Source organism: Fulvivirga maritima (genome assembly GCF_021389955.1).
In the GTDB taxonomy this organism is placed as follows: domain Bacteria; phylum Bacteroidota; class Bacteroidia; order Cytophagales; family Cyclobacteriaceae; genus Fulvivirga; species Fulvivirga maritima.
Window position 1 is genome coordinate 5212633 of sequence record NZ_CP089980.1, and the last position, 12434, is coordinate 5225066.

The window sequence follows — 12434 nt, forward strand, 5'->3', positions numbered from 1 at the left end:
GAATAATAAAAAAAGGCCTTTGAAGTTTAAATTTTCAAAGGCCTTTTTATTTATTCAGTCACAATATTGATTTTAATATTTTAGTGAGTCAACATTAATGGCAGTACTGTCCTTTTCTTCAGTTTGTTGGTTTATTAACCTTTCCTTCAACTGTGGTTTTGATCCAGGAAAAGTAGTTCGAGAGGAAATATCATAACCGATATACACCATTATTGCAAAAAAGACTAGTGCTACTATCAGGAATACCTTTTTAGACTTGTTCATTATAGTTTTGGTTCAAGCCACAAATATCCAGCAGATAATATTAAGAGGCAAAATAGTAGCCAATAATTAGCCTCTTTCCATTTGATATTAGACTCAGCTACCAATTTATTATCTATTTTATTGGTAAAATAGGATTTGTTCGTTTGCCTGGTTTTATAGGCATTCAATGAAGACCATGATTCATCCTCAACATAATAATTTATGGCTGTAGAGTCATTAATTGCTAAATAATTCCATCCTTCACTCTCTGGTCTTAATTCAGTATACCATGTATGAGTGTAAACATCCTTTTGTAAAGGAAAATGAAGTTTATTGATCAAATAAGAAGAATCAGTACCGCTAGCGATAACCATCTGGTAAGGTGTGTTAGTTTTGAATACCGGAATAGGATTTTTCAAATCAATCCATTGATCATTGGTTTCGGATATAACTCCTGAAACTATTTTATTCCAAAGTTGCTTATAGTCATCCTTCTGCCCAGAAAGCCAAAGTGAATAAGTATTTCTTAGTAGTGAAGTACCTATATTTCCTTTTCCTAATTTACTTGTAGCTGCAACATTTCTATTTCCCTGAGACTTGATAATAGAAGTAGTTAATAAGTTTTTACTTATGCCATATGGCGAAATTTCTATTTTTGGATATAGCTTTAATTTTGGTGCTTCTTTCAAAGGAGTGAATATGAAGGCATCCCAAATTCTGGTAGGTTTTCTTGTAGTGTAATTTTCATCAGGTATTATAAACAGGCCCATCCCCTTTTCTGAAACAGCCGCTTTTAAAGAGACCAATTCACTATTAGAAAATTTATCCAATGATTTTGAGTCTATTACTACTAAATCAATAGTATTTAACAGAGTTTCAGTAATGTATCTTAGGTTCTTTGCCGCCGTGTTATAATATTCAAATTTAAATTTGTTAGATGAGAGTTCATTTCTAACCAATATTTGATGCCCCTCTTCTGATAAATAGTTCTTCAAATATTTCAGTTCGAAGGTTGGGAATTGATTAATAAAAAGGATCTTTTTCAATTTTTCATCATCGACTGCCACAGGAAGTGGACCTGTAGAGATAACATGGCTCATACTATCTTTCAATACAATGGAAAAGAGAAATTTCCCAGCAGCTTTCACTGTTGTTTTTAGTTTAAAGGCATGATTGTTTCCCGTCACTTTAGCAGAGTCTAAAACAAGACCATCTAATTCCAGAAATAACTTATTGGTACTTCCCTCCTGCGCATTGAATCTACCATTGATGTTTAGAGTCTCTCCTATGGTGAGAAATTTATTGTAGTCTAGTTTAATAATTCCATTTAATGGTTTACCCTCCAGATATTGAAATGAGGCCGCATTCATTTTCCCCAAATTATAGGCTGGAATCCCATCACCAAGGATAAAACCAGCTTTGTCGAGTATATCCTGCGGTATTTGATCAGTTACTTTGGTTTTCTCTAATTTGGGATAATGCACTTGCAGACTATCTAATTGAGATTCGTTATAGCCAGGGGTTAATATGGCCACGTAATTATCTGAATAGCTGCCTTTTTCCTGGATTTTTAATATTAACAGCGATGTAGAAATTATAAATACAAAAGAGCAGAATATTCGAATGATTAAGTGCTGCTTATTCTTTCTTGTTACTTCTTTAATCAAAAGGCCTACAAATAGGAAAATGGAAACCATGAGTACAGGCCAAAGCCATTCTGTATGCAATATTTTATAACTATCGATCATATTGCTGTTGCTTTAGCTCTTCAAACATTAATACATTCCAATCAGAAGTAGATCTACTCTTAGATTGTATTGGAGTCTGAGAATGGGGTAATACAGTAATTAAATCTTTCAAAATGATTTGGAATACCCTCTTTTCATAATTCATTGGTTCTTTTTTCTGTGAGATTCGCTTAAGAGCTTGTAGAGAATGTAGGTATTTACCTGGATGAAATAGTGCTTCTTGAGCCAATTCTTCAGAAGCTTTTTTTAGTACTAGCTTTTCATTTTTATTAAGTGTAGCTTTTTCTTTATCTATAAACTCATGAATTATAGGTAGAGCCATTCTGATATGCTTATATGAATCTGATTTGTGGAAATCACTATTCACCGAATGACTATTAACCTGATCAATATCCCCCGTAAGTCTGCTTTTTTCTTTAATTGGAGGTGGATCAAATCCAATACGATGCACGTATATTCGAGCATCATTCTTAATTTCTTTAATGAGCTTTAAGGCCTTATATTGGTAAGGCAAAGATTTTTCAGGTTCCGATAGTCTTAAGTACAATTCTGCATTCCACATTTCACTAAGTGCTTGTTTCAGCTTGCTCTTAACTGAAACAGTATAAAAAGTGGCCTCTTCAGAATTATCATGGTTATGAGTATAGGCTTCCAGATTATTTTGAGAATGTTCATGATCCGAATGTGATTGGCCGTGATCTTTAACCTCTACTTCTCTCTCTCCTTCTCCCCCATCATGATCATGCATGTAGGCAGCTAAAGGGTCATCTTCACTGTCATTTTGCATCATGATCTCAACTTGTTCTTCTGGTGATACGTCTATACCCGATTCAGCCTCTTCACCAAGAAACTGACCATATTTCAACCTTAATGCCTTTTGGTCAAAGGCAAGACTATTACTCCGATCTTTAAATGTCTTGTCAGGTATATTTCCAGATTCATTTAACAGCTTTTCAGAATCTATAATGATCTGCCTTTGGCTTCGGAAATACTCAGGCATTACATCTGCTCCAAGAGAAGCATCCATAGTATATTCATAAGTAGTGGTATCTTGGATAACAACAAAATAGGTTTCACTTCTGGAATTCTGAGAAACAGGTCGCTTGTTATCGATTGCTTCTACATAAAAGTATAGCTCATCTCCAGGGTGTATATCCAGCTGATCTAGGTTAATGGTTTTCTTGAGGATAGCATCCTTCTTTCCTTTAACCAGTTCATTATCAAAACTTAACCTCTCTTCTCTAAACTTAACTGATTCACCGCTGCCTTGACTTACCGTGGCAATGATGAAAGCCTCACTGATCCCATAATCGTCCTGAATTACTGATTTGAATGACACTTTTTTATTACTGTCAAATTCTAAAGCAGTATACTGATTAATACCTTCGATCTCAATAACCGGCTCTTGATCTTTGACTATTTGTATGTTAAAGAGATCAGATAAAAATTCATCTCCTTCCTTATTTCTATAGGTAAAATTGTAGAACCCACTTTTGGCTGGCTCGAATGATCTATAGAACTCTCCATTCTTTTCAATCATAGGATAGGTTCTGTCATTCCAATCTAATGCCACCCTTGATACTTCTTCATTGAACGACAACTTCCAGGTGAGCCTGCTGCCTTCCAAGACCTCGGCATTCATCATCGTTTGTGATTGAGTAGGCCGCTTAGTATACGAAGGGTAATTAATAAAAAGCTCAGCAGAAGCTATCTTGACAGAATCAACCTTATTGTTCTCCGATTTTTGTATTGAATGAAAAGTAACATCCTTTTTAGTTTCTTCTGACTTTTTTACTATCGAAGCATTTGATTGATAATCCTTTAAAAAGAATGAAATACCCCAGCATGAAAGCACTATAATGAATGACAAGCCGATTACTTTGAACAAATGATGTGGTGGAGTAGGCTTTGCTTCTGATAGCTTAAGAGAAACTTTGTTTTGCTGTAATTGACCAATTAGTGTCAATTCTTCCTTTTTTCTGAGCAAAAGATCAGCACTATATTCTGCCTCCAAAAAATGATCATCAATATACTGAGCGGTTCTTACTGTTGTCACCCTCCAAGGCCTAATGACAAGCAAAAGAATAGCAATCGATAATACAAATCCCGCTATTGCAATAACCAAATCGAAAAGTAATAAATAGAAGCCAAATCCGACAGACAAACCTATGAGAATAACTTCAACCCAAAGTATTAATTGCCAATACCTAGCAAAATTGATTAATATGGTTTTTGGGGAATTCATTGTTTTCTCATCCAAGAAAGTCCTCTTTCTGTGATTAGTAAAATAACTAGTGCGATTGCCAACCAATTAGTTATCGGCTTAGAAGGAGTTTGTTTTGTCTTCGACTTTTTATTTGCAACTAACTTATCTGGTTTCCATTTTTCAATGGATAACACCCTTTGATCAAATTCAGTCTCATCGATTTCAAAAGGAATAATTAATGGAAGTAACGATTCTGTGAGCTGATAATTAATGACAGACTGAATGTTAAGCCTTTTCGTAATATGATAAATATTTGATTGCTCTTCCTGATGAATTAATTCTGTTGCTAATGAATCTGGTTGCATCATGATAAGTTTATCAATTCCACTTTTAGGATAAGCATCAGAACTCAGCCAAAAAATGATATTATAAATGCTATCCTGAACAAACGAGTTCGATTCTTGGCTTTCAATAGAAAGATTTAGCGGTATTTCCTTTTTTTAAGACGGACAAAGAAGCTTCAATAAAGCGAATGTCATCATAGTATTCCTGATCATATACCAGCTGAATTTTGATAGGTTTCATTTCCTTCAATTCTGTCCATGCATCTTGTTTAGAAATTCTAACCTTATCGCCTTTAATCATCAAGTTCTCAGGTGGATTACTGACCCATTGCAGCTTGCTGAAGGTGAGTGTTGAAGTATCACTATGAGCAATGTAGGCCGTGTTAAGGCTATCTATGAGATAGGCATAAGCCACCTTCGATATAGATTGACCTTTATTGACTTGTATCCAATGTGTACTTTTTGAAGTTTCTTCAATTCTTTTTCCCTTCAAACCTTGTAATCTTGCAGCTGTAAAAACCACTAAACTATCAGGCTGCACACTATTGAAATCTGATATCAGTTGCCAATAATCAGGTACTTCATGTTTCTCTCTATTGAATTTCCCCTCATATTGAGGGAAGCCTTCTTTAAAAAATCTTACTTCATTAGTTTGCGATAAGCTATCTGCAATAGTCTTGATAGATTTATCTGCCAAGAGTTCTTCTTCAAACAAATAGGCCAGTTGCTTGTCAGAAGACTGAGGGATTGGGAGCATTGGATCTGCCATTATCAGAACTACTAATGATATCATTAAAACTCTGATAATCAAAAGAATAACTTCATTCAGATAAACGGTTTTAGTCTGTTTGCTATCCACTTCACTCAACAGTTCGGTGCTACTTATTTTTATAATCTTCCCTTCCTGTTTATTCCAAAGATGGATAGTCAAAGGCACTGCAGCAGCAAGAAGCCCCCATAAGTAAGCAGGATTAAGAAATGTGAGATTAAACAAGCTTAGCCCTCCTTTTTAGGTAAGTAGTTAATGCTGTTTCTATTGGTCGGCCCATGATAAATTCCTCGTAGCTAATGCCTTGAAGAAGGAACTGCTCTTTGTATGTAACTATCTTATCCTGTAGGCTATTGATATATTTTTCCTTTAAGGATGATGTAGCTACTTTAACCTGCTTTCCAGATTCAAGATCTTCAAATACGACGGTTCCTGAATAGTCAAAAGTTAACTCTTGTTCACCCAAAATATGAAATACTACCACTTCATTTCTTGGTGATTTTAATTCACTGACAAGCTTAGATATTTCTTGATTTTGTTCGTATAAATCAGACAAAACCACTATTAGTTCACGTTCTTTTCGGCTATGAAGAGTAGCTGTATTTACTTTAATTGGCCATTTTCCGCCGGCTTGTATAGATAACAGACTATGTATAAACTTATTGAAATGCTGAGCCTGATGTGAAGGGAGCAGACTATAGGTTTCATTGTCGTTTATAGCAAAAAGGCCGATGCCATCTCCTTGGTTTTGAGCTAAATACGCTATGGAAGCTGCCAATATCTGCGCATAGATCAGTTTATTAAGCTCTTGCTCTGTATGTAACATGGAGGCAGAGGCATCAATAATAAATTTTACGGTGGTATGTGTTTCTCTTTCTGATTCTTTAATGAAATACTTACCAGATCTGGCCAACATCTTCCAATCTAACATTCTTAAATCATCACCCGGATCATAGCCTCTATATTGACTAAACTCCACCCCACTCCCTTTTTTTCTACTTGAGTTAAGGCCAGATAAATAGCTGTCTACCACCACTTTTGCGATGAGTGAAAGGCCCTTTATGCTACTAATTATTTCAGGCTTAAGAAGTGCAGTATAGTCTTGATTGCCTTTCATTAAATCAATTGGAGATTTTAATGTTGTCTAAAAGGAAACGGGTGAAATGATCTGAAATGATTCCTTCAGCTTCTGCTTTAAAAGTAGGTAAAACTCTATGCCGTAATACCGGAAAAGCCACATCTTGTATGTCTGCTGGGGTTACAGCCCACCGGCCTTGTTGCAATGCTCTCGCCTTAGCAGTAAGAATCATAGCCTGGCCTGCCCGCGGTCCTGCACCCCAACCAACATTCTCTTTAATGTAATCATAATTAGAGGTTTCAGGCCTGGTAGCTCTCACTATTTGCGCGACATACTTAATAAGACCATCACTTATGGGTACTTCTCGCACCAGTTGTTGAAGCCGAACGATATCCTCTCCACTGATTACACTTTCTACCTTTTGCTTGCTTGATCCCGTAGTGAATCTTAAGATGTCATTCTCCTCATTTTCAGTGGGATATCCTATTTTTATATACAGTAAAAAACGATCTTGCTGTGCTTCAGGAAGCGGGAATGTTCCCGACTGCTCTATTGGATTTTGGGTGGCCAGGATAAAGAATGGTTTATCTAATGCATAGGTTTTTCCTGAGTAGGTCACTTCAAACTCCTGCATAGCCTCCAAGAGTGCCGATTGTGTTTTAGGAGGAGTTCTATTGATTTCATCAGCTAATACAATATTGGCAAAAATAGGCCCTTGGTTAAACTGAAAGAACTTTTTACCTGTAGTATGGTTTTCTTCCAAAATCTCAGTACCGATAATGTCAGAAGGCATAAGATCCGGCGTGAATTGTATTCTTCTAAACTTTAGATCTATGGCTTGTGCCAGTGTCCTGATCATGAGGGTTTTTGCAAGGCCGGGTACACCTTCCAATAAAGCATGGCCGCCGGCTAAAAAACCAATTAATAGCTGATCTATAGTTTCTTCCTGACCTATAATAACCTTACCTATTTCTTCTTTGAGTTTCTTGAGCTTATCAGTAAGGGCTGTTATCTCCTTTTCTATTTGCATAAGTTCATCATCCATAAATATAATATTATGAGGTTAAAGCGTACATAATTATATTAACGCTAAACCTGGTGTTATCAATTTTGTACCAGCGCTTGTTTCGGAAATCATAGTCCCATTCACAGCCATAGTCTTTGTTGCTATATAAAACGACTATTCTTCCGTCTACTTCAATAGCTTTTAAATAATCATGCACAAGGTCATCTCCCCAGCCGTTGAGCTCCTGGGAAGTGGTAGGTGGCCCATCATCAAAGTCAAAGAAGGAATGGTAAATATCATGATTAGAAGGAATCTTCTTTAAAGCTTTTTCACCAAAAATATCAGCCATTTCGCGTTCAAAAGATTTAGCAAAAAGGCCATCGATATCATGGTTGCAGTCATCTACAAATATAAAACCTCCATTATTCACGTATTTTTCAAAATTGGCTCTTTCCTCTTTTGTAAACTGCACTAACTTATGCCCTGACAGATAACAAAACGGACAATTGAATATCTCTTCACTGGCTAATTGAATTATATTCTCACGCGTATCTACCTTTAATGTAGTATACTCTACCAAAGAATTAAGCACATTTGAGGGCATTCGTTGGTCTACATCCCAGTCTCCTGATTCATATTGAAGCCTGGTAAAAAAGAATGCATTATAGTCATTCATAAATAGCAATCCCTAAAGCCATGTTTGGTGACAGTTTAAAAAATTCAGAAAAGTAGCTGTCTTTATGAAGTAAGACAGCTGCTTAATATTCATTAATTACACAGCATCTGATAAGCTGGTAAAAGTAAAGTCTCTGATTTTCATGTATGGAATTAGGCTACCATTTACCCGTACCTGTTGTCCTAAAGTCTCAAGATTATTGAGCATAATAATAGGACTTTCATTAAACCTAAAGTTCTTTACAGGGTGTTTGATTCGTCCATTTTCAATATAAAAAGTACCATCTCTGGTTAGTCCGGTATAAAGTAATGTCTGCGGATCTACGGTTCTGATATACCAAAAACGAGTCACTAATATTCCCTTTTTTAGTATCCTTTATCATGTCTTCTAACGATGCACTGCCACCTTGCATAATAGCATTACGCGCGAACGGCACCGGCTCTACACCCTGCTTTTCGGCCCAATATCTTGAATAAGCCAAGTTTTTAGCCACACCATTTTCTATCCAGCTGGTTTTAGTAACTGGCAAACCGTCACCATTCCAGGTAGCACTGGGTACTAGTGGATTTAAAGGATCAGACCAAATATTTACTCTTTCATCTACTATCTGTTGTCCTAACTTGGTGCCTCCACCTTCTTTAGACATGAAACTACGACCTTCATCAGCTGTACGGGCATTAAGGGCATAGAAAAGATTACCGAGCAAGTCTTCAGAAGCCGCAGGTTCTAATATAACCGTATATTTACCCGGTTCTATAGCTTTGGCCTCACGAGACATCAGAGCTTTTTCTATAGCTATTTGAGAGGCTTCAGCAGCATCAAATTTATTAACATCATTATAATCTCTGGTAACCCAGCCAGAACCAGTACCATCATTTGTACGCATGGTAACGGTAAAATCCAGGTTAGTAGACTGGTTATAGGCAAACAGACCTTTGGAGTTCATAAGTGCACTGAAACCATAGCTATCATCTAAAAAGCCGGCCGCTGTAACGTCCTTTTTCATAGCTGGGGTAATGCTTTTTTCAGCGACTCCCGCTCTATATTCAGGTGTAATTTTAGCGGTAGATTCTTTATACGTAATGCTATCTGCGTATTGTTGTGGGCCCAGAGGCTCCATAAATTCAGGATTTTCAGGAGATAGCTTAGCTAATTCTTCCGCTCTTTTCACTACTCGCTCTAAAGCGGCATCAGTAAACTCATCTATGGTAGCAGTACCCGATTTTTTGCCGAAGCTGGCCTGCACCACCAAAGTCTGATTAGAACGATGACCAGAGGTAGAAACCGTATTTCTGGCATAACGTATATTGCCACTCTCGCTGCCGCCCATATTTATTTCGCAGCTATCAGCCGTAGAAAAACTCAGTGCCTTTTCCATGATCTGCCTAGCTTCTTCTTTTGTAAATATTGCCATTGTATTTAATGTCTAGATTGAAAAATGATTAAATGTTTCTACCGGTGTTGATTACGTTTACATTATCAAACCGTGAGGTAGAACAACCATGTGAAACGGCACTCACTTGTGGTGGCTGACCTTTGCCATCAAAGAAGGATCCGAACATGCGGTAATCATCCTTGTCGCATATTTTAGTACAAGAATTCCAGAACTCCTGTGTGTTAGACTGATAAGCGACATCGTTTAGCATCTCTCCTATTTTTCCATCTTTAATCTCATAAAATACCGTACCTCCAAACTGGAAGTTATATCTCTGCTGATCAATAGAATAAGATCCTCTTCCGGCAATATAGATGCCTTTTTCTACATCTTTAATCATATCATTTACCGAACATTTTTCCTTTCCGGGCTCTAATGATACATTGGGCATTCTTTGAAACTGAACGTCATTCCAGCTCTGAGCGTAGCAGCAGCCATGAGACTCTTTTTGATCCAACATATGAACCTGATCTCTTATGGCTTCATAGTTTACCAAAACGCCATTTCTGATCAAATCCCATTTTTTGGTTTTTACTCCTTCATCATCATAACCCACGGCGCCTAAAGAGTGGGGCTGTGTTTTATCAGCTACTATATTGACTAACTTGCTACCATATTCAAAGTCTTTCGATTTCCATTTGTCTAAAGTGGCAAAGCTGGTACCTGCATAATTGGCTTCATAACCTAAAACCCTATCCAGTTCAAGCGGGTGACCGACAGACTCATGAATGGTTAAACCTAAATGATTTGGGTCTAATACCATAGTATATTTGCCAGGATCTACTGACTTGGCTGTAAGCATTTCTTTAGCTTGTTTTGCGGCAGCAATGGCATCATCCACAATATCATAACTATACCTGTAGAATTGAAGATCCCCGGGACCCGCTATTTTCTCAGAAGCCAGTCCATCCATATACTCATATCCCATGCCCATAGGCGCGCTAAGTGCCTGCCTAGACTTGAATTTACCTTTAGCCTGGTCTACGGCTGTAACGCCGAAGGTAGGCCATATGCGGTGAATGTCCTGATCAATGTATGATCCTTCCGTAGAAGCAAAGTACTTTTGTTCGTTAACCATAAAAAGGGCAGAATTAACGAAACTGGCACCATTTTCCATAGCTGCAGCATTTGCTTTAAGCAACAAATCTACTTTTTCAGAAACAGGAACATCTTTGAAGTCCTTCTCTATTGGCGTTTTCCAGCTTACTTCTCCATAGCTACTAACCGGCGCTAGCACTACTGGCTCCTTTTGAATTTTAGAATTGGCCTTAGCAATAGCTACTGCTTGCTCAGTGGCCTTTTTAATTCCTTCCGGAGAGACATCATTAGTAGATGCAAAACCCCAGGTACCTTGAGCTATCACTCTTATGCCCATACCAAAAGACTCTGTGTTAACCACATTTTGTACTTTGTCTTCTCTGGTAAACACATACTGATTGAGATACCTGCCTATTCTGCTATCGGCGTAGGTTGCACCGAGTGATTTGGCTGTATTTAGAGCTACATCTGCTAATTTTTTCTTACTGGCTACATCCAGGCCCGGATCCATGAGTGCCTCTACGGGAATTTCCTTTCCCCACATAGAGGTAGGTATCATCATGGCTCCTGTGCCCAAACCGGCCAGTTGCATAAAATCTCTTCGTTTCAAATTTCCTCCTTTTTTTGGTTGATTGAATGATTTAACTTAAACCTTATTTAAGCTGGTAGTGTAATATCTATAGGAATTCATTAAAATCACACGTCAATTATTTAAGCGGTAAATAATACCAAGTGACCAGACACCATGCGAAAAATCATTCATATAGACATGGATGCTTTCTATGCCTCTGTAGAACAGCGAGATAACCCCGAGTTGAAAGGCAAGGCTGTAGCGGTAGGTGGTAGTTCTCGCCGTGGAGTAGTGGCCGCTGCCAGCTATGAAGCGCGGAAATTTGGTGTAAGGTCTGCTATGCCTTCTAAACTAGCAGCAGTAAAATGTCCTGATATCATATTTATTAAACCCAGGTTTGAGGCCTACAAAGAGGTCTCTCAGCAGATACGTAACATCTTTTACGACTACACTGATTTGGTGGAACCACTCTCATTAGATGAAGCCTATTTAGATGTGACTACTAACAAAAAGGACATGCCATCAGCTACTCTTATAGCTCAGGAGATAAGGAAACGCATTTTAGAAGAAACCAACCTTACTGCTTCAGCCGGTATTTCTATTAATAAATTCTTAGCAAAAACCGCTTCTGATGTTAATAAACCGAATGGTTTTTTCCTTATTGCACCAGATGAGGCAGAAAAATTTGTAGAAACCCTACCCATTGCCCGGTTCTTCGGAATTGGTAAAGTAACAGCTGATAAAATGAAGCGGATGGGGATTCAAAATGGTGCCGACCTAAAAAAGTATGCCGAAGCGGATTTAGTAAGCAGGTTTGGCAAGGCTGGCCGGTATTATTACCGAATAGCCAGAGGAGTAGATGATCGTGAAGTAACTCCTAACAGAATAAGGAAATCATTAGGAGCAGAAAATACTTTTGAAGATGATCTCACCACAGTGGCTGAATTAAAAGAGCAACTCAATAAAATAACACAGATACTTATTGGCCGAATGGAAAAATCTGGCACTAAAGGTAAAACTCTAACTTTAAAAGTGAAGTTCCATGATTTTCAGCAGATTACCAGAAGTAAAACCATAGCCAAGTGGATTGAAAACACGGAGCAAATCACAGCACTATATGAAGAACTTTTAGATACCTTTGATAAAGAAGATGTGAAGATACGGTTGTTAGGACTGTCCGTTTCTAACCTTAATCATGAGATAAAAGAAGAGCCAATTGGTCAGCAACTAACCCTTAAGTTTTAACAAAAAAGGCTGTTTCAAAAGCAACTTAAATCATTAAATACTTTTGAAACAGCCCCTCAATTATCACTTTACACA

The 12434-nt window shown here is 37.5% G+C and carries 12 protein-coding genes; 1 reads left to right on the forward strand and 11 read right to left on the reverse strand.

From position 1 onward, the window contains the following. Positions 1-72 precede the first annotated feature (72 nt). From LVD15_RS21925 to LVD15_RS21975, 11 genes are all read right to left on the reverse strand, one after another. Positions 73-264: a hypothetical protein gene (locus LVD15_RS21925; RefSeq protein ID WP_233777335.1), complete on the reverse strand. Its 192-nt coding sequence runs from the start codon at positions 262-264 to the stop codon at positions 73-75. Beyond that, positions 264-1991, reverse strand: coding sequence for a hypothetical protein (locus tag LVD15_RS21930; protein ID WP_233777336.1), 1728 nt, complete (start codon positions 1989-1991; stop codon positions 264-266). Before LVD15_RS21930 ends, LVD15_RS21925 begins: the two co-directional genes overlap by 1 nt. Further along, positions 1981-4047: a hypothetical protein gene (locus tag LVD15_RS21935; RefSeq protein ID WP_233777337.1), complete on the reverse strand. Its 2067-nt coding sequence runs from the start codon at positions 4045-4047 to the stop codon at positions 1981-1983. Before LVD15_RS21935 ends, LVD15_RS21930 begins: the two co-directional genes overlap by 11 nt. A gap of 185 nt (positions 4048-4232) precedes the next feature. Next, positions 4233-4565 carry a hypothetical protein gene (locus LVD15_RS21940; RefSeq protein WP_233777338.1) on the reverse strand — a complete coding sequence of 111 codons (333 nt, stop codon included), beginning with the start codon at positions 4563-4565 and terminating at the stop codon, positions 4233-4235. Positions 4566-4665: 100 nt separating this feature from the next. Next, positions 4666-5535, reverse strand: coding sequence for a BatA domain-containing protein (locus LVD15_RS21945; RefSeq protein ID WP_233777339.1), 870 nt, complete (start codon positions 5533-5535; stop codon positions 4666-4668). Beyond that, complete coding sequence (locus LVD15_RS21950) at positions 5528-6427, reverse strand: DUF58 domain-containing protein (protein ID WP_233777340.1); 900 nt, start codon at positions 6425-6427, stop codon at positions 5528-5530. Before LVD15_RS21950 ends, LVD15_RS21945 begins: the two co-directional genes overlap by 8 nt. Before the next feature lie 4 nt (positions 6428-6431). Continuing rightward, positions 6432-7433, reverse strand: a complete 1002-nt coding sequence (locus LVD15_RS21955) for an AAA family ATPase (protein ID WP_233777341.1) — start codon at positions 7431-7433, stop codon at positions 6432-6434. 10 nt (positions 7434-7443) lie between these two features. Beyond that, positions 7444-8070: a DUF4159 domain-containing protein gene (locus LVD15_RS21960; RefSeq protein WP_233777342.1), complete on the reverse strand. Its 627-nt coding sequence runs from the start codon at positions 8068-8070 to the stop codon at positions 7444-7446. Between the two features lie 96 nt (positions 8071-8166). After that, on the reverse strand, positions 8167-8421 hold the full coding sequence (locus tag LVD15_RS21965; protein WP_233777343.1) for a metallopeptidase TldD-related protein: 255 nt from the start codon (positions 8419-8421) through the stop codon (positions 8167-8169). Beyond that, on the reverse strand, positions 8336-9484 hold the full coding sequence (locus tag LVD15_RS21970) for a TldD/PmbA family protein (protein WP_233777344.1): 1149 nt from the start codon (positions 9482-9484) through the stop codon (positions 8336-8338). The genes LVD15_RS21965 and LVD15_RS21970 overlap by 86 nt, the downstream gene beginning before the upstream one ends. Positions 9485-9512: 28 nt before the next feature. Next, on the reverse strand, positions 9513-11153 hold the full coding sequence (locus tag LVD15_RS21975) for a TldD/PmbA family protein (RefSeq protein WP_233777345.1): 1641 nt from the start codon (positions 11151-11153) through the stop codon (positions 9513-9515). Between the two features lie 135 nt (positions 11154-11288). On the opposite strand from LVD15_RS21975, the gene dinB reads away from it, so the two are divergent. Further along, positions 11289-12359 (forward strand): DNA polymerase IV, encoded by a 1071-nt coding sequence (gene dinB / locus LVD15_RS21980; protein ID WP_233777346.1) that lies wholly within the window; start codon positions 11289-11291, stop codon positions 12357-12359. Positions 12360-12434 lie beyond the last annotated feature (75 nt).

What these genes read in the sequence shown, in the direction of transcription:
- LVD15_RS21925 (WP_233777335.1), bottom strand. Translation starts at nt 264, where the DNA reads ATGAACAAGTCTAAAAAGGTATTCCTGATAGTAGCACTAGTCTTTTTT.
- LVD15_RS21930 (WP_233777336.1), bottom strand. Translation starts at nt 1,991, where the DNA reads ATGATCGATAGTTATAAAATATTGCATACAGAATGGCTTTGGCCTGTA.
- LVD15_RS21940 (WP_233777338.1), bottom strand. Translation starts at nt 4,565, where the DNA reads ATGATGCAACCAGATTCATTAGCAACAGAATTAATTCATCAGGAAGAG.
- LVD15_RS21950 (WP_233777340.1), bottom strand. Translation starts at nt 6,427, where the DNA reads ATGAAAGGCAATCAAGACTATACTGCACTTCTTAAGCCTGAAATAATT.
- LVD15_RS21955 (WP_233777341.1), bottom strand. Translation starts at nt 7,433, where the DNA reads ATGGATGATGAACTTATGCAAATAGAAAAGGAGATAACAGCCCTTACT.
- LVD15_RS21960 (WP_233777342.1), bottom strand. Translation starts at nt 8,070, where the DNA reads ATGAATGACTATAATGCATTCTTTTTTACCAGGCTTCAATATGAATCA.
- LVD15_RS21970 (WP_233777344.1), bottom strand. Translation starts at nt 9,484, where the DNA reads ATGGCAATATTTACAAAAGAAGAAGCTAGGCAGATCATGGAAAAGGCA.
- dinB (WP_233777346.1), top strand. Translation starts at nt 11,289, where the DNA reads ATGCGAAAAATCATTCATATAGACATGGATGCTTTCTATGCCTCTGTA.